At 64.2% G+C, this 16,841-nt stretch carries 22 protein-coding genes and 1 tRNA gene; 10 read left to right on the top strand and 13 right to left on the bottom strand.

All coding sequences use genetic code 11. The features are described 5' to 3' along the window. Positions 1–50: 50 nt before the first annotated feature. Complete coding sequence (locus AC6I65_RS06035; RefSeq protein ID WP_497903128.1) at positions 51–248, top strand: hypothetical protein; 198 nt, start codon at positions 51–53, stop codon at positions 246–248. A 243-nt stretch (positions 249–491) separates the two neighbouring features. After that, a complete protein-coding gene (locus AC6I65_RS06030; protein WP_497903127.1) occupies positions 492–1,250 on the top strand; it encodes a ribonuclease H-like domain-containing protein in 759 nt (252 codons plus the stop codon). 91 nt (positions 1,251–1,341) lie between these two features. Here the strand turns inward: AC6I65_RS06030 and ddfA are convergent, their stop codons facing one another. The 7 genes from ddfA to mct form a co-directional block, all read right to left on the bottom strand. After that, entirely contained in the window at positions 1,342–1,617 is a 276-nt protein-coding gene (gene ddfA, locus AC6I65_RS06025) for a DdfA family disk-determining factor (RefSeq protein ID WP_497903126.1), read from the bottom strand. Between the two features lie 435 nt (positions 1,618–2,052). Next, a tRNA-Thr gene (locus AC6I65_RS06020) sits at positions 2,053–2,126 on the bottom strand. A gap of 15 nt (positions 2,127–2,141) precedes the next feature. Further along, positions 2,142–2,657 carry a GNAT family N-acetyltransferase gene (locus tag AC6I65_RS06015; RefSeq protein ID WP_497903125.1) on the bottom strand — a complete coding sequence of 172 codons (516 nt, stop codon included), beginning with the start codon at positions 2,655–2,657 and terminating at the stop codon, positions 2,142–2,144. A 213-nt stretch (positions 2,658–2,870) separates the two neighbouring features. Continuing rightward, entirely contained in the window at positions 2,871–3,449 is a 579-nt protein-coding gene (locus AC6I65_RS06010) for a CBS domain-containing protein (protein WP_497903124.1), read from the bottom strand. Positions 3,450–3,554: 105 nt separating this feature from the next. Beyond that, positions 3,555–4,310, bottom strand: a complete 756-nt coding sequence (locus AC6I65_RS06005; RefSeq protein ID WP_497903123.1) for a GTP cyclohydrolase III — start codon at positions 4,308–4,310, stop codon at positions 3,555–3,557. Positions 4,311–4,543: 233 nt separating this feature from the next. Further along, the gene (locus tag AC6I65_RS06000; protein WP_497903122.1) at positions 4,544–4,864 is read right to left on the bottom strand and encodes a DUF5785 family protein; all 321 of its coding nucleotides are present in this window, start codon (positions 4,862–4,864) and stop codon (positions 4,544–4,546) included. A gap of 53 nt (positions 4,865–4,917) precedes the next feature. Further along, a complete protein-coding gene (mct, locus tag AC6I65_RS05995; protein ID WP_497903121.1) occupies positions 4,918–6,090 on the bottom strand; it encodes a succinyl-CoA:mesaconate CoA-transferase in 1,173 nt (390 codons plus the stop codon). 135 nt (positions 6,091–6,225) lie between these two features. Here mct and glmS point away from each other — a divergent pair, with 135 nt between their 5' ends. Genes glmS through citE form a run of 5 tightly spaced genes read left to right on the top strand, consistent with a single transcriptional unit; the run spans position 6,226 to position 11,627 of the window. Then, complete coding sequence (gene glmS, locus AC6I65_RS05990) at positions 6,226–6,687, top strand: methylaspartate mutase subunit S (RefSeq protein WP_497903120.1); 462 nt, start codon at positions 6,226–6,228, stop codon at positions 6,685–6,687. Next, positions 6,688–8,133, top strand: a complete 1,446-nt coding sequence (locus AC6I65_RS05985) for a methylaspartate mutase subunit E (RefSeq protein ID WP_497903119.1) — start codon at positions 6,688–6,690, stop codon at positions 8,131–8,133. It begins immediately after the preceding gene. Continuing rightward, positions 8,123–9,403 (top strand): methylaspartate ammonia-lyase, encoded by a 1,281-nt coding sequence (locus tag AC6I65_RS05980; protein WP_497903118.1) that lies wholly within the window; start codon positions 8,123–8,125, stop codon positions 9,401–9,403. Before AC6I65_RS05985 ends, AC6I65_RS05980 begins: the two co-directional genes overlap by 11 nt. Next, positions 9,396–10,541, top strand: a complete 1,146-nt coding sequence (gene mch, locus AC6I65_RS05975) for a 2-methylfumaryl-CoA hydratase (RefSeq protein ID WP_497903117.1) — start codon at positions 9,396–9,398, stop codon at positions 10,539–10,541. Before AC6I65_RS05980 ends, mch begins: the two co-directional genes overlap by 8 nt. Before the next feature lie 39 nt (positions 10,542–10,580). Further along, positions 10,581–11,627, top strand: a complete 1,047-nt coding sequence (gene citE, locus AC6I65_RS05970; RefSeq protein ID WP_497903116.1) for an L-malyl-CoA/beta-methylmalyl-CoA lyase — start codon at positions 10,581–10,583, stop codon at positions 11,625–11,627. Positions 11,628–11,762: 135 nt separating this feature from the next. On the opposite strand, the gene AC6I65_RS05965 is transcribed toward citE, so the two are convergent. Further along, positions 11,763–12,158, bottom strand: a complete 396-nt coding sequence (locus AC6I65_RS05965; RefSeq protein WP_497903115.1) for a hypothetical protein — start codon at positions 12,156–12,158, stop codon at positions 11,763–11,765. 144 nt (positions 12,159–12,302) lie between these two features. On the opposite strand from AC6I65_RS05965, the gene AC6I65_RS05960 reads away from it, so the two are divergent. Then, the gene (locus AC6I65_RS05960) at positions 12,303–12,737 is read left to right on the top strand and encodes a DUF7539 family protein (protein WP_497903114.1); all 435 of its coding nucleotides are present in this window, start codon (positions 12,303–12,305) and stop codon (positions 12,735–12,737) included. Between the two features lie 106 nt (positions 12,738–12,843). On the opposite strand, the gene AC6I65_RS05955 is transcribed toward AC6I65_RS05960, so the two are convergent. The 3 genes from AC6I65_RS05955 to AC6I65_RS05945 form a co-directional block, all read right to left on the bottom strand. Further along, positions 12,844–13,029, bottom strand: a complete 186-nt coding sequence (locus AC6I65_RS05955; protein ID WP_497903113.1) for a hypothetical protein — start codon at positions 13,027–13,029, stop codon at positions 12,844–12,846. Continuing rightward, positions 13,026–13,379 (bottom strand): HalOD1 output domain-containing protein, encoded by a 354-nt coding sequence (locus AC6I65_RS05950; protein ID WP_497903112.1) that lies wholly within the window; start codon positions 13,377–13,379, stop codon positions 13,026–13,028. Before AC6I65_RS05950 ends, AC6I65_RS05955 begins: the two co-directional genes overlap by 4 nt. 92 nt (positions 13,380–13,471) lie before the next feature. Beyond that, positions 13,472–14,113, bottom strand: a complete 642-nt coding sequence (locus AC6I65_RS05945; protein WP_497903111.1) for a helix-turn-helix domain-containing protein — start codon at positions 14,111–14,113, stop codon at positions 13,472–13,474. 282 nt (positions 14,114–14,395) lie between these two features. Here AC6I65_RS05945 and AC6I65_RS05940 point away from each other — a divergent pair, with 282 nt between their 5' ends. Both AC6I65_RS05940 and AC6I65_RS05935 read left to right on the top strand, forming a co-directional pair. Continuing rightward, complete coding sequence (locus AC6I65_RS05940; RefSeq protein WP_497903110.1) at positions 14,396–15,052, top strand: helix-turn-helix domain-containing protein; 657 nt, start codon at positions 14,396–14,398, stop codon at positions 15,050–15,052. 136 nt (positions 15,053–15,188) lie between these two features. Beyond that, positions 15,189–15,524: a DUF7344 domain-containing protein gene (locus AC6I65_RS05935; RefSeq protein ID WP_497903109.1), complete on the top strand. Its 336-nt coding sequence runs from the start codon at positions 15,189–15,191 to the stop codon at positions 15,522–15,524. 88 nt (positions 15,525–15,612) lie between these two features. Here AC6I65_RS05935 and AC6I65_RS05930 read toward each other — a convergent pair whose 3' ends face one another. After that, entirely contained in the window at positions 15,613–16,404 is a 792-nt protein-coding gene (locus tag AC6I65_RS05930) for an NAD-dependent epimerase/dehydratase family protein (protein WP_497903108.1), read from the bottom strand. Between the two features lie 109 nt (positions 16,405–16,513). Continuing rightward, a complete protein-coding gene (locus AC6I65_RS05925; RefSeq protein WP_497903107.1) occupies positions 16,514–16,798 on the bottom strand; it encodes a DUF7410 domain-containing protein in 285 nt (94 codons plus the stop codon). Between the last annotated feature and the right edge of the window lie 43 nt (positions 16,799–16,841).

Below are 16,841 nucleotides of genomic sequence, written 5' to 3'. Positions count from 1 at the left end.
CGGGCTTATGACTCGTATAACAAAAACGACCGATACGGTACGTGGCAGGTATGTCACAATCTGAACGCCCCCGAGTAACGGTCGGCTGTCCCGCCTGTAGCGAGTCCGTTCGCGCGGCCGTCCCCGGCGGACCGGGGATCAGGAAACCCGGACACGACCTCGAGGCGAGCGACGAGGAACACCGTCTCAGCGGTACGGAGACGACGTGTCACAACTGCGGTCACACCGTCGAGCTGTACTATTACTAGGTTTCGGGGGAGGGGGTTCGGATTCTCACGAGCCGACCGCTAGCCAATCGAAATCGACCGCAGGGTACAACGGGGGGGGGGGGTTTCGATACCGTTCGAGCCAGTAATGGCGAGTCGAACGCCGAGGGCGCCTCGAGTCTACCTCGACCATACGTATAGAAAATATAGCAAAGACGACGGACCGTTCGTTTCGTGTCCGGTCGAACCCACACGTTTTTGCGACCTGAACGCCCCTCATCGGACGTGCAAATCGAGAACAGCTTTCTCCCCGTTCGCGGCGTGGGCGAGACCACCGAGCGTCGCCTCTGGGAACACGGCATCACCCACTGGGACGAGTTCGACGGCAGCGTCGTCGGCTCGACCGTCGCCGACCGCATCGAGACCTTTATCGACGACGGCCGACGCCACCTCGAGGCCGGTGACGTCTCGCCGTTCGCCGAGGCGCTCCCGGCGGCGAGTCGCTGGCGATTCTTCGAAAACGTTCGCGACGACGTCTGCTACCTCGACATCGAGACGACGGGCCTCAATGCCAGCCATCACGACGTCACAACGGTGAGCGTCCACCGCCGGGGTGAAACCCGGACGTACGTCAACGGCCAGGACCTCACGCGAGACCGCCTCCAGACCGAGTTCGACGACGCCGCGGCGCTCGTGACGTTCAACGGGCAGCGCTTCGACGTCCCCTTCCTCGAGACGGCGTTCGACGTCGATGCCTCGGTGCCCCACATCGACCTCATGTATCCCTGTCGGAAACTCGACCTGACGGGCGGGCTCAAACGGATCGAACGGGACCTGGGCATCGACCGCGACCAGCCGGACATCAGCGGCCGCGACGCGGTTCGCCTCTGGCACCAGTACGAACGTGGCGACGAGGACGCCCTCGAGACGCTCGTTCAGTACAATCGGGCCGACACCGCGAACCTCGAGCCGCTGATGGAGACGGTGGCCGAACGCCTCCACGAGTCAATCTTCGAACCAGTCTGCGGACGTAGACTCGAGTAGCCGTTTGCGCCATGTTCGATGCGGACGACACTACGTCGCTCTGGGCAGTGCTGTGCGGTGTGTGGGCAAGACGACCGTAAACGCGAACGAGTCAATCGAGAATAGTGACTTCGCCGTCGCTCTCGACGACCATCTCGTAGCCACAGAACGTGAACGTTACTTCGCCGGGGCTCCGTGGGGTGCCATCCTCGCGTGGCGCAAACAGGGAGTCGAGCGCTTCTGGATTGAGAACGTCGTAGAGCGCGTCGTACTCGGGAGGTTCGATTTCGACTGGGTCGACACCCTCTTCTCTGGCAACGGCTTCGACGATACGGAAACTAAGAGGAACTCCTTCTTTCATGCTCGATCGGTCGGCTGACAGTAGCATTGGCGGATGCTTTACACGGTTGGATATAAAACCTGTGGCCTCAAGCCCCTCTTGCTGCACATTTCTATCCATCAATGACCTAGTATGGCCATTATTTTTCAATTTGGGACCTAATTTGATTATAAAATTAGTACTGTCAGCGTAGTCTGAACGAGCTCAGTGGCGAACTCGAGAGTGTAATCACGTATTGAACGTCTGGATTCTATGAAACAGTCGGTCAATTGACCGAACGTCACAGTTGGTTACAATTTTTACCGGGTTTCTCGCCATCAACCACGTGAGTAAGTGACACTCACAGCGACAGTTCGACAGCAGGTGAAGACGGAGTGTTTCTGGACTGCGGGCGAGTCGCTCCGGGTCAGCGTGTACAGCGCGACGCCGAATCGAGGCAATCGTCCGCGCCGCTCGACGTCGGAGCCGACGATCGCAAGAAGGAGCCAGGGACGGGATTTGAACCCGTGAACTCTCGATTACAAGTCGAGTGCATGTACCACCCATGCTCCCCTGGCGCGGTCTGTGAGTTATCACTCGTCCTTTGAGTGTGTATCGTTTTCGGCCGGCCGATCGAGTTCGCGCTCGAGCCCGACCCTGAACGGTTCGTACCCCGCCTCGCGGTAGAAGCGCCTGGCCGCCTCGTTGTCGGCCATTGCCTCGAGAATCAGCCGATCGACGCCGCGGTCGGCGAGGCTGGCCTCGACGTGTTCGAGTAACGCCGACCCGATTCCCTGGCCACGGTAGTCGGGGTCGACGTAGAGGTTCGAGAGGAAACCGCGCGTACACGCCAACTCGAGCGCGCCGTGTTCGACCGAGAAGGACGCGAATCCGATGATTCGGGTCCCGTCACGGGCGACCAGCAATCCGTCGTCGACCTGGTGGGCACCGAGGGTTGCCCGCATCGTCTCCCGGTTGGCCTCCGAGCGAACGACGGATCCGTGTCGGCGCTGATCGGTCGCGAGGCGGACCCAGCACTCCGTGACGGCCTCGAGGTCGTCACTCGTTGCCAGTTCGATCACGAGGTCGATATCGTCACCGACCGTCATTCGCGGGTGGGTGGCGCTCGAGGTGGGTTTGCTAGCACTGGCGGCTCAAGAAGCGGGTATCGCTGCTCGAACGATGGGTGCCGCCGCTCGAGGACCGAGCGCCATCGGGAGAGACACGGACATCGCCGCTCGAGGTACCGGCCTCGCCGCTCGAGATGTCCGGGTGAACGAGCCACGGGCCGTATCGGCCGGCCACACAGCTCGGCGGGCACGTCACACCTGCCGACAGTCCACGCAGACCAACTGGCCGTTGGCCTCCTGGAGCGAGTCGGTGAGCGTCCCACACGCCTCACAGACGCCTTGCGTGCTGAACTCCTCGCCACCGTTGGTCGCGTACTCGTCCGAGAGGGTCGTGGTGCCCTCGTTCGTGACGCCGACCCCTTCGGCGGCCGGCTGACTCGTCGCGCCCTGGAACGATCCCGCGACGGCGATGACGTCGCGCTGGGTCAGCACCCCGACGAGTTCGCCGTTTTCCTCCACTGCGAGGTTGCGAATGTTCTGACTCGCCATCGTGTCGGCGGCATCGGTCAGCGAGCGGTCGGTCTCGATCGTGAGCACCGGCGACGACATGACCTCGCCGACGGTCATCTTACCCGGGTCATCCTCGTCTTCGACGACGCCCAGGACGTCCCACTCGGTCATGATTCCGACGGCCTCGGATCCACGAACGACGAGCACGCAGCCGGCGCGCTCTTCGCGCATCAACTGCACCGCACCGAGCACGGTGTCGGATTCACTTACACCGACGTATTCAGTCGTCAGGGTATCCCTGACCGACAGATCCGATTCCATAGCCAAATACACAGCCCAAACGACCTAAAAGGTACCTCCGACACGTATATACGGTCACACACTGAAGTTCCGATTTCTGTCCTCCCCGAACGGCCCGGCGGCGATTCAGAACTCCACGCGCGTCCCGTTCGCCCGACAGTGCTCAAGGGCGTGTTTCGCCGCGTATCCCGCATCGTGAGCGCTGGCTCCCGTGCCGACGCCGACCTGCATGGTCACGTCGACCGCCGACTCGACGTGTTCGATGGCCTCGAGGTAGTCCGCTCGCTCAAGGTCGGGGCAGACGACGATGACGTTGTCGCCACCGACGAAAAACGAGAGGCTGCCGTGGGCGCGGCGCATGTGGCGCATGAGCGCGGCGTAGCCCTGTTCGATCTCGATGAAGCTATCGAAGGCGTTGAGTTCGTCGGTGTACTGCCCCGTCGCGTCGATCACGTCGAAGTGGGCGATCTGGACGTCCCCGTCGGTTCGGTGAGCGTCGTCGATGGTTCGGCCCTCGAGGATCTCGCGGCGATGCTCGTCCTGGGCGCTGCCGGCGTCCTGGATGAGGCTCGTCGCGTCCGAGAGCGCCTGCACCGGGGTCGTCCCCGTCGCGACGCCGAGGCTCAGGGTGACCGGATAGCGGTTGCCGACGGACTCCTGGATCAACGCGTGGTCCTCGACGTCGAGGCCGTTCGTGACGGCGATCATGTTGTCGAATCGCGTGAAGAAGACGTAGCCGTCGCGGGCGCCGATGTACTGCGAGAGGTCGGCGTACAGTCGCGACTGGAGCGTCTGGAGGTCGGCTTCCCGTCGCGGTTCCGGCGTCACGGTCCACGGTCCGTAGTTGTCGATCTGAAAGAGCGTTACCTGCGTGTTCGTCACGGTACTCGTCCGTTTCGAACGATATCGTATAAGCGATACGTAATCCAGATTCGTGATGAGAGATCAGAGGCAACTCGATCGGGGGTCTACTCGACCACACGGACCGCGCCCGAGGAACGGTCACTGGTCAGGCGACTCGAGTCGATTTGTACTGAGACCTGAAACGAGAAGGGACAAGAACGAAAACGAGAACGTGAACGGCGCACCGACGGTCGATCGAAACGACGCGTCGATCAGGCCGACTTCGTCTCGGGGCTCGCGCCAACCGGATGGTAGTCCCAGAAATTCCCCTCGCGCATGGCCGCGCCGACCGCTTTGTGCATGTCCGTAATCGTCTCGAATTCCGACTCGTCGACGTACTCGAAGATGTCCGCGAGCGCGACGACCGACTGGTGATTGATACGGATGGGTTCGTCGCCGTGGGCCTCGACGAACGCGTCGCGCTCGAGCGGGAAGTCCTCGTCCTCGTCGACCTTTTTGGCGATGATCGCCATGTCGAACTTGCGCATCCCTTCGCTGCCCTCCTCCCCGTCGGGGTCGTGTGGCCAGTCCATACCAGAGCGTGTGCCCGGGGGGCGCAAAAGGGTTACTCTCCGCTGTCGCGGACTCAGTCGGATTCCGCCGTTCGAACCGCGTCCCTGAGTACCTCCTCGCGGTGTTCGTCGAGCAGCGGCGCGCGCCCACGCGGTCGTGGGGGCGTCTCGCTCATCTTTATCGGACTGCCCGCGATTTCGACTTCGCGGTCGGCTCCGGGCTGGGCCACCGGAACAAGCATCTCGCGCGCGTGCACGTGCGAGTCGTCGAAGATGTCTGCTGTGTTCTGGACGGGCGCGACGGGGACCCGGCCCTCGAGCGCGTCGCAGATCTCGTCACACGTGCGCTCGCGCGTCCACTCGAGGATGGCCGCCCGAAGCGTTTCTCGACTACCGAGCCGACTCGAGGCGTCCGGGTACTCGGCGGCGAGGTCCGGACGGTCCATCGTCTCACAGAGGGCGTTCCAGTGGTTCGAGCCGAACGCGGCGATCACGACGTGGCCGTCGGCAGCCTCGAAGGCGTCGTACGGAAAGAGGGTCGGATGGGAGTTCCCCTGACGCGTCGGCGCCTCGCCGGTGTAGGAGTGTTGGTAGATCGCCCGTTCGGTCATGCTGATCATCGCGTCGTACATTGCGGTATCGACGTACTGGCCCTCGCCGGTTCGCTCGCGGTGGTGCAGCGCCGCGAGGATACCGACGCAGTTCAGCGTCGCCGTGAACAGGTCGCCAATGCCGGGGCCAACCTTCGTCGGCGGGCCGTCCTCCTGGCCGGTGATCTCCATGACGCCGCCCAGCGCCTGCGCGACGAGGTCGAACGACGGCTGGCCCTGCCGATGCGTCTCGCCTGTCCGCGGGTCGCCGAAGCCCCGAATCGAGGAGTAGATCAGTTCCGAATTGCGCTCGGCGAGCGTCTCGTAACCCAGGTCGAACCGCTCCATCGTGCCCGCGCGGTAGTTCTCGACGACCACGTCGGCCTCCTCGACGAGCGAGAGGAACGCCTCGCGGTCACGCTCGGCCCCGAGATCGAGTTCGAGGCTGCGCTTTCCGCGATTGACGCTCTGGAAGTAGCCGCCGTAGGCCTCATCCTGGGCGCTTTCGACGAACGGTGGGTTTGGTCGGATGAGGTCCCCACCCGGCCGTTCGATTTTGACGACGTCCGCGCCCATGTCCGCGAGCAACATCGTACAGTACGGTCCGGCGAGCACCTGCGTCAGATCCAGCACGCGAAGCGAGGAGAGCGCTCCCATGCCCTCACCTCACGTAATGGAGGTAAAAACCTTTACTATAAATCATGATGGTGTCATAGGGTCCCACAGGAGGGGTGTTAAGGTGTATTAGGTGTATTATCATGATCGACCATTAACTTTAAACACAGGTCTATCATGGTTGTGCACACAATGTCCCGCACGGTCGTTCTCGGGGTCATCGGGTCCGACGCCCACGTCGTCGGCATCACGATCCTCGAGCAGGCGTTCGCTGCAGCAGGCTTCGAAGTCATCAACCTCGGCGTCCAGACCTCCCAAGAGGAGTTCGCCGACGCCGCCAGCGAGCACGACGCCGAGGCCGTACTGGTCTCCTCGCTCTACGGCCACGCCGAACAGGACTGCCAGGGGTTCGAGGAGACGCTCGAGGCCCACGAAGTCGACGCGGTGACCTACATCGGCGGCAACCTCGCCGTCGGCCAGGACGACTTCGAGCGGACTCGCGAGACCTTCCACGAACTGGGATTCGATCGCGTCTTCGACGCCGAGACTCAGCCCGAAGAGGCAATCACGGCCCTGAAGCGCGACCTCCAGCTCACGGCCACGGAGCAAGAACGAGACCGGGCCACCGTCACCTCGTAGATGATACGCGACGAGCGCATTCCGGCCGAGGAGTTGCAACGCATCGACGCGGCCCTCCGCGAGAACTGGCCCACTGGCGAGGCCGTCGACTTCGACGAAGCCGTCGAGTTCCACGAGTCGCTGCCGTCCACGAAGCGCTTCGCGGACGTACTTGAGTCGGCCACCCACCCGCTCTTGCAACCGAGGGCGGGCGTTCCGCGCCTCGAGGACCAGATCGGCCTACTCGAGTACCTTCACTCGGAGGGCGAGGCGGACCTCCTGCCGACGACCATCGACTCCTACACGCGCGACAACGAGTACGGAAAGGCCCAGGAGGGACTCGAGGCCGCCCGCGAGTCGGGCGAGGACACCCTCAACGGCTTCCCGGCGGTCAACCACGGCGTCGACGGCTGTCGCGACCTGATCGAGGCCGTCGACGCACCGATCGAGGTCCGCCACGGGACCCCCGACGCCCGTCTGCTGGCCGCGATCACCTTCGCGGGCGGGTTCCAGAGCTTCGAGGGTGGCCCGATCTCCTACAACATCCCCTACACGAAGCGCCACGACCTGGCGACGACCATCGAACACTGGCAGTTCGTCGACCGGTTGGCGGGTGCCTACACCGAACGCGGCGTCCGAATCAACCGCGAGCCGTTCGGCCCGCTCACGGGAACGCTCGTCCCGCCGAGCATCGCCATCGCGGTGATGGTGCTCGAGGGGCTGCTCGCTGCCACACAGGGCGTGCGCTCGCTAACCCTCGGCTACGGCCAGGTCGGGAACGTCGTCCAGGACGTGGCCGCACTCCGCGCACTCCGATCCCTCGGCGAGGAGTACCTCCCCGACGAGGTGTGCGTCACCACCGTCTTCCACGAGTGGATGGGCGGGTTCCCGCCCGACGAGGCGCGGGCGAACGGCGTCATCGGCCTCGGCGGCATGACCGCGGCCATCGCCCGCCCCGACAAGGTCATCACGAAATCACCCCAGGAGTTCCAGGGCGTTCCGACGAAGGAGGCGAACGCGGCCGGCCTCCGAACCACGAGACAGATCATCGACATGGCACTCGAACAGGACATCGACATCGACGGCATCGACGAGGAACAGGATCTGATCGAGCGTGAAACCCGCTGTCTCCTCGAGTCAGTCCTCGAGCACGGCGACGGTGACGTCGCCCGCGGAACGATCCGGGCGTTCGACTTGGGCGCGATGGACGTTCCCTTCGCCCCGAGCGACAGCGCCCGCGGAGCCGTCCTCCCGGCCCGCGACGACGACGGCCGCGTCCGCATCCTCGAGTTCGGCGACCTCGCGATGAGCGACGAGGTCAAGGAAACCCACGCCGCACGCCTCGCCCAGCGGGCCGAAACCGAGGGCCGCCAGCAGTCGTTTCGCATGGTCGCCGACGACGTCGACGCGATCAGCGACGGCCGCCTCATCGGCCGGCCGAACGGGGGTGACACCCGTGCAGATTGAATCAATCCGAGCAACTCTCGGGGTCTCCGGCTTCTACACCGACGACCAGCTGGCCATCAAGCGCGGCGCCCGCGAGGATGGCTTCGCCTACGCGGGCGAACCGCTCACCGACGGCTTCGAGTCGGTCCGTCAGGCGGGCGAAGCCCTGCTCGTCGACCTCGAGTTGAGCGACGGAACGGTCGTTCGTGGCGACTGCGCGGCCGTCCAGTACTCCGGGGCGGGCGGGCGCGACCCGCTCTTTCGCGCCGCCGAATACGCCCCCCTGGTCGAGGGGGCGGTCGCCGACGCGCTCGTCGGCCGCGACCCGAGAGACTTCGGCGAGAACGCGGCCGTGCTCGAGGGGCTTCGCCAGGACGGCTCCCAACTGCACACTGCCGTCCGCTACGGCGTCTCCCAGGCCCTCCTCGCCGCAGCCGCGCGCACGCGCGTGAGAACTATGACCGACGTGCTCGCAGACGTGCTCGGGACGGAACCGGCGACCGAGCCGGTCCCCGTCTTCGGCCAGTCCGGCGACGACCGTCGACGAAACGCCGAGAAGATGCTGCTCAAGGGCGTTCCCGTTCTCCCCCACGGGCTGTTCAATAGCCCCTCGAAGCTCGGCCCCGAGGGCGAGAACCTGCTCGCCTACCTCGAGTGGCTCCGCGAGCGTGCTGGCAAACTGGGTCCCGAGGGCTACGAACCGCGCTTCCACGTCGACGTCTACGGCACGATCGGCGAGCTATTCGGCGCGCCGTTCGACGACGACGAAATTCTCGAGTACTTCGCCGACCTCGAGGCCGCCGCTGACCCGATTCCGCTCCAGATCGAGGGACCAATGGACGTCGGCACGCGCGAGGATCAGATTCACGCGATGGCCGAACTGCGCGACGGGCTCTCGTCGGCAGGCGTGGAGGTCGACATCGTGGCCGACGAGTGGTGTAACACCCTCGAGGACGTCCAGGCCTTCGTCGACGCCGGGGCCGCCGACCTCGTGCAGGTGAAGACGCCGGACCTCGGCGGGGTTCACCGGAGCGGCGAGGCCGTCCGCTACTGCGAGGGGACCGACACGCGCGCGTACCTCGGGGGCACCTGCAACGAGACGGACATCTCCGCACGTGCCTGTGCGCACGTCGCGCTCGCGACGGACGCCGCCCAGGTGCTGGCCAAGCCCGGCATGGGGTTCGACGAGGGCTACATGATCGTCGAGAACGAGATGCGCCGGACGCTCGCCCGCCGCGGGCACGCACCGACCGCCTCGAGCGAACCGGAGGAGGTGACTGCCGATGACTGACGCCAACGCGGACGGTTCGCGAGACGAGAGCGACTCGAGTGTCAGGAACGACCTCGAGTGGACCGACCCCGACACCTTCACTAGCGCGCTCGAGCGAGCGGACACCCGCGAGAAAGGACACCACTTCGAGGACTTCGCAGAGGGAGACGTAATCCAACACGAACCCGGACTCCGGCTGACTCGCTGGGGGAACGAATTGTGGACGAGCCAGACGCTGAACCACGACCCCGTGTACTGGCGCGCGGACGTCACCAGCGATCGCGGGTACGACGAACCGCCGATCCACCCGGACTACCTGCTGGCGGCCACCCTCGGCTGCACCGTCGAGGACCTGAGCGAGAAAGGTGGCTACTTCCTTGGCCGGACGAACGTCCGCTTTCCGGCCGACGTCGTCACTCCGGGGACCGACCTGCGCGTCGAGAGCGAAGTCCTGACTACGAAGGGGTCGAACTCGAGGCCCGACTACGGCATCGTCACCTGGGCGACCCGCGGGTACGACGCCGGGACGGGCAAAACGCTCTGTGCCTACGAGCGGACCAACATGATTCCGCGACGCGAGCGACTCGAGACGGACGGGAGCGGCGCCGAGGCCGACGGCGGTGGCCGCCCGTCAGATACCGAACGTCCCGCGAGTGCACTCCCCGAGACGTTCGTGACCCCCGCAGGCGACGCGTTCGAGGACTTCGAGGCTACTCTCGAGACGGCCGAGAACCGGGACGCCGTCGTCGCCTACCGGCACGAACGCGGGCGCACCATGGACGACGTGACCGTCGCGACCCTGCCGCTGGCGACGCTCAACACGGCGAAACAGCACCACAACGCCGACGCGATGGCCGACGCTCCCTCGGGTGGGATCGTCGCCTACGGCGACGTGACGCGCTCGACGGCGCTGGGCCACGCTCGCTCGGACGAGCGAACCCACCGCGAAGTCGGCTTCGAGGACGAACGCTTCCACGCGTTCGTCACCCCCGGCGACACCGTCTACTGCTTCACGCGCGTCCTCGAGACGAGTCGCGAGACGACGACCGCGAACGAGCGGGCGGGGACCGTCCGCTTCCAGCACGTGGCGTTCAACCAGCACGACGAGCCGGTGTACTCCGGGATTCGAACCGCCGAAGTGCTGACTCGAGACGACTGAATCGTTTTCATCACGACACGAACACGACCTACATACCACATGACCGACCGAACCTGCCGCACCTTCCAGACCGCACCGGCCGCCGTCCCGAAAGACGACACGGCGAAGTACCTCAGATCCGGCCTCACCGCCGAGGGCTTCCAGGCCCCCGACTGGCTCGTCCCCGACCTCGAGGACGGCACTGCCCCGGACATGAAAGCCGAGGGGCTCGAGAACGTCTGCGAGTTGCTCCCCGACTTCGAATTTCCCGGGGAGATCTGGCCGCGCGTCCAGTGGAGCTACGACGACGAAACGTTGCGTGCCAGGGGCCGCGAGGAAATAGACACGCTCGTCCGCGACGTAGGCGAGGAAATCGACGGCGTCGTGGTCCCCAAGGTCGGCCGACAGGGAGACGTCGAGCGCGCCCTCGAGGCGGTGGCCAGAGCGGAAGCCGATCACGGCCACCCCGAGGGATCGATTGGGCTCTCGATCATCGTCGAAACGGCACGCGCCCGGTCGGATCTGCGCGAAATCGCTCGGCTGGGGACCGATACCGGCGGCGAGCGCCTCACCTCCCTCGTCTTCGGCCCCGTCGACTACACCGCCGAACTCGGCGGACGCGACCTCGGCGACGGCCGCCCGCGCTGGGACGGCTTGCTCGAGGCGCTCTCGAACGAGGCGAGCGCGAACGACCTGCTGGCGATCGGCGGCCCGTTCGACGACCTCTTCGCCGAACGCGCGGGCGTAACCGTCTACAACGCCGACGGCTACGCCGACCAGGTCGAGCGTGAGGCGCGGATCGGTCTCGACGGCTCCTGGTCGCTGTACCCCAAACAGACGATCCAGGCCAACCGGATCCACACGCCCACGCCGGCAGAACTCGAGCGCGACGTGGACAAGATCGAGCGGTTCAACGCCGCGAAGGTCGAGGGAACGGGTGCGGTGACGATCGACGGCCAGATGGTCGACGAGGCGACGTTCAAGAACTTCCGGAACACCGTCGAGACGGTTCGAGCGATCCACCGTACCCGTCCCGAACAGACGGACGACCTGTACGACGAGGGGGTGCTCGAGCGGGCGCTCGATCTCGAGCTATCGTACCGGTAGGCCATCGGACTCGCCGAGTGGTTGGGAGAGCGGTCTCGAGCGGTTGGAGGCAGCCTCGAGCGGCCGGGGAACGGCCTCGAGCGATCGGGCAACGGGCTTCGAGCGTTCGACTGCAAATGCAAATCGAGGCGCCAATCACTCCGTCGTCGCGGTGTCTGTCTCTGTTCCTGCCTCCGAAAGCATCTCGACGCGAAACAGGTAGTCGTCGTACGCACCGTCGAGATTAGCGGGACTCTCTTCGTCGGTGTGGGCGCGACACAGGAACGCCTTCGCCTCGACGGCACCGTGTCCGGTCTCTTCCTGATAGCGTTCGACGACGACGAACGTCGCCGGTTCGGTACAGTCGCGGCGGTGGCACTCTCGAGGCGAGTCGTAATCGTCGCCCGTCGGGCCTTCCTCGTCGGTTTCGTCCCACTCATCCGGTGGTTCGGCCTCGTCGCCACGGTCGCGCGCTTCCGAGAGTTCCCGTTCTCGCTGTCGGTTCTCCTCGTCCCGAGCCTGCTTCTCTCGACTCCGTTTCGTGTCTGCCATATAGTGACATACAGTCGTGATCGTGATAACGCTGTGGACGGCACGTTAATGGACGCCCCATGAATGGCTGTCACGCCACCGTCGCCAGCGAACTCACAGACCGTCGACGCAAACGTTGATTGACCTGGCAGTCGTCACTAGGCCATGATTGAGCGTCCGGACGAACGGCAACTGATCGTACGCGCACGGTCTCACCTGGAGCAATGGACGAACCGTGCCCGAACGGAGGCGTACAGCGAACTGTTCGAAGGTGACGACCCGATTCTCACGGCCGAGGACGTACAGCTCCTCGATGCGCTCGACTCGGCACTCGAGCGACAGGGTGGAGACGGCGTCTGGGGAACCGATCAGTACGGGATTCACACCGCCGGTGACATGGGCTCTGACGTCCCGCTCGGTGTCGTCTGTGTCTATCACCCACAGATAACCGAAGATTCCGTCCTCCGAGATGGAGACGATATCGACGACGAGATCGAAGAGCGACTCAACGCGGCACTCTGGCGATACGGAGAACGCGTTTCGACGCTCATCGAAGACGAACTCGAGGAGTTCGTCCATCGAGTCCAGCGCGAAACGTAATCGAGCCGAGATCGGACGCCTGCACTCCCTTCGTTGCTACCGGGGCTGAACATCGTTCGGCGAAAAGATCATCGTCCGCAGAAATCGCGTTCGCCGACGCACTCGTTCACTCCGACTCGCCGTTCTTTCGCACTTCCGTGACGATCACGTCCCAGTCTGGATGCTCGGGACCGTTCCGACACTCCCACCCACCTTCGACGTCGACACCGTTACCGGACGCTCGACGAAGGAGCGACTGCAATTCGGTATTGAGTTCCGCTCGAGTCGCGAGTGAGGCTTCTTCGGAGGTCATACGGGAGACACTCCCTCGGCCACGCCGTCCGTTCCCGTCCGCTCTCGCAAAGTGAGCGCGACCGTACCGTCGTTGGAGACGGTTATCGCGTACGTCGCTACCCGAAACGTGATCGAAACCCCCTCCCCCGTTCCGTCTCGAACGCGGGCGAGATTGTCGAGCGCACCAGTGTTAACGGACGCGTGAAGCGGTTCCAGTTCGACTGGATCGACATCCATCACCTCCGAGAGCACCGCCACGACGGCCATGCTCGCAGAGACTGAAGTCTGGTCGTACTCGGCTCTGTACGTTTCCGACTCCGGATGAAACGCCATCGACGCCAACTCGACACCGGCCTGTGTATCAATCATACTACGTCACCCTAGCGGCCTGAGTCGGGTGAAGAGCGGCACTGATTATACAGAAGATACTAATACCGGTCTACCGAGCATTCCGCCCATGTCTACGGATTAGCGAGCGTTGCGCCGATGAGACGGCGATGGCCGCGTCTGAGTCGGGACGAAAGCGACTGCTGGGTGATGCCGAGTTCGTCGGCAACGTCCTCGAGCGACGCCTCGCGCGGCGAATCGAAGTAACCCCGCTCGTACGCCAGCACCAGTGCCTCTCGCTGTGGGTCAGTCAACTCGTACCCGTCGCCCTGTATCGGGAGTAGCGCGTGCACGGCAGTGATTTCGATGGAGATGTCGTGTTCCTGGCAACTGGTTCGGAACTCGCTGATCGCGCCGCGACTTTCGCCTCGAACCTCGAAACGCCACCCGTCTCTCGTCCCGATCCCGGAGAGGACGGCGACGTTGGTCTTGGCAAGCGCGCTCAGGATACCGAAGTACGACTCCTCCCACTCCGCCCGCATGAGAAACTCGCTGTCGACGCTGTCGACGAGGTCGACGCTGACTATGCCAGCGTGAGCCTCGAAGGCGGCTTCAATATCCTCGGCCTCCGCGCCACGGATCCAGAAGTAGGGGATGATCAGGGTCTCGTGCGGGATGAGTCGCTCGAGTTCGACCGTGACCCCCGGCAAGTTTTCGAAGATCGTTCCCAGCGGAAACTCCTCTGCTGGACTCGTAAATTCTAGCACGGTAGCCATACTCCCAGTTCGTCGGGACGGTGAATAACCGGTGTGGGTGATGTATCAAGCCACGACGCAGCAGTCCGACAATGGCGATTCGAGAACGACGCAGCGACTCGGGTAATGGCAGTTTGGAGACGCGGTGTGCCAGGTAATGGCAGTGTGAGCACGACATGATGCTTCGAGCAGTGAATTTTGAGGCGGGGAAACGGTTGCCTGGTTCCAATCTTGGTAAAGCATGGTGTACCATGCCACCTAGTTTTGTACCGGCATGGCCAACCATGGTGACGAGAGCGAGTCATGAGCGTGATCGCAGAATTCCGAATCCCATCCGCCGACTTCGAACTCGGGCGGATTCTGCACATCGAGGGGATTACGTCCATCGAACTCGAGAACCTCGTGCCGATCGGTGAGGCCACCGTTCCCCTCTTCTGGATCCACAACTCGACGAGAACCTCGTTCGTCGACGCCGTCAAACGCCACCCGACCGTCAACGACGCATCGGAGGTCGACGTCTTCAAGGACCGAACGCTCTTCACGCTCGACTGGGACGCGAACCAGGACCACCTCTTTCGGGGAATCAGAGAAACCGAGGGCCAGCTCTTGAGTGCCACCGGGACACCCGAATCGTGGGCCTTCGAACTGCGATTCCCCGATCACACGGCCCTCAGCGAGTTCACGACCAGCTGTGAGGACGCACAGATCTCGCTGGAAGTGGCTCGCGTGTACAATCCGACAGAACCGGACGCCGGTCCGTGGCACGGCCTGACCAGTCCCCAGCGAGAAGCGATCACGCTGGCCGTGGAGATGGGGTACTACGACATCCCGAGAGGCTGTACGACCAAGGAACTCGCCGACGAACTCGAGATTTCCGATCAGGCCGTCACGGAACGACTCCGCCGAGCGATCGGGGCGCTCGTCACGTACACGCTCATCCCCTCCGAGGATGACACGTGAGATCGGGTTCCCTCGTACATCATGGCGAATCCTCACACTTCTCACCCGGTAATGTGTGGATATGGATCGCCAGTCGAGCAAGTCGAGCGCGGAAGGATTGGGGGTAGGGGGAGAGGCGACGAGAACCAGTTCACCGGTGAGCAGCGAACCAAGTCCTCCCGACGAGGTTCTCCTGGCAATTGCCAGCGAACAGCGTCGAGTTATTCTTCGAACGTTAGAGCTCGCCGACGAAGAGGCGATGGAGATGGACGCGCTTGCGGACCGGGTTGCCGAAGCGCTACGGAATACGGATCGAGCAGACAGCGAGCACAGACAACGCGTCCGAACGGCGCTCCATCACGTCCACCTCCCGAAACTGGAAGCGTGCGGGATGGTCGTCCGCGACACCGAAACGAATCGGATTCGGAACGCCACCGACGACCTGGATCAGGAACTGCTGACGATGCTCGAGTCCTACGAGACACAAGTGTAACGCCGCCTTCGACGATCGAACCGTTCGACGGTTCGATCCGTCTCGGTCCAGCGATCTAACCGATTTTCGGTATCGACCGTCTGCGCGATTACTCGTCGAGCACGACGCTCGAGTCGTCGCGGGGCCGATACTCGAGTTCGTGCATCGTCTCAGCCAGCGACAGGAAGCGATCGGCGTTGTTCGAGACGCCGTGGGCGGTGACCGCGTGGGTCGAGAGCGAGGCCGAAACCGTTGCCTCGAGCAGGCGCCGGCAGTCGGCGGGGCTGAGCCACATCGCGCGGGCGTAGCGCTCGCCGGAGCCGTCGCGTTCGTCGCAGGTCTTGCGCAACTCGTCCTCGTCGAGGAGCCAGCCGATCCGCAGGTTCACGACCTCGAGGCCGTGTCTGCGGGCGTAGTACTCCCCCATCGCCTCCCCGAAGACCTTCGTCACGCCGTAGTAACTGTCGGGGCTGGGCGGGTCGTCGGGGCGGACGACGCGTGGATCGCCTCCGGTGGTCTCGACCCTCGTCGGGTCCACGACGTTCTCGCCGTTGACGGCGTGGTTCGAACTCGCGAAGATCACTTGCTCGAGGTCGTTCTCGAGGGCGGCCTCGAACGCGTTGTACGCGCCATCGATATTCGGCCCCTCGAGGTCGTCCCACTCGGCCCTGGGGGAGGGGTTCGCGGCGAGGTGGATCAGCACGTCCGCGCCCTCGAGCGCGTTCGAGAAGGCGTCGAGGTCGGCAATCTCGAGCGTCTCGCTGTCGATGTCCTCGTGTCCGCTGTGGCTGAAGAGTCGACAGTCGTACGCCGACAGGGCCTCGATCGCCTGTCGACCGACTTGTCCGGAGGCGCCGGTGATGGCCACCGTCCGATCGGTCGAGCCGTGGTGGTCCGCCATGGACGGCTGCACGACGCAGAGCCCAAAATAGGTGCGGGCGGCGCGCGCCGGTTTTGGCGGATGGGCTCGGGAGCTGGGCTCGAGCGGGGCGAACTCGAGGCCTATCGCGTCAGCCCGACCAGACGAGCCCGTAGAGGAACACGAACATGAAGTAGACCAGAAACACCGAGACGGCCGCCTTCGCGTGGAAGGTGAACAGGTCGAACTCCTCGTCCTCGCGGGCCTCCTCGAACGCCTCGTGCTCGTCGTCGCTGCAGACGTCGTCGTGAGCCAGACCCACGTGGTACGTGAGGAGTTCCTCGGTCTGGAGCGGGCGAGAACAGTAGGGACAGGTCAGTGCCGGCCCCTCATCGGGCACGTCGTATTCGGGTTCGGTGACGGGCTCCGCGTGCATCTACTCCCGAGTAGGGCGCGGTCGAAAAAGTGTCTGCCGGTTC

The sequence above is a fragment of the Natronosalvus sp. KLKA75 genome (genome assembly GCF_059736265.1).
This window is presented reverse-complemented; position numbering and strand designations above follow the sequence as displayed.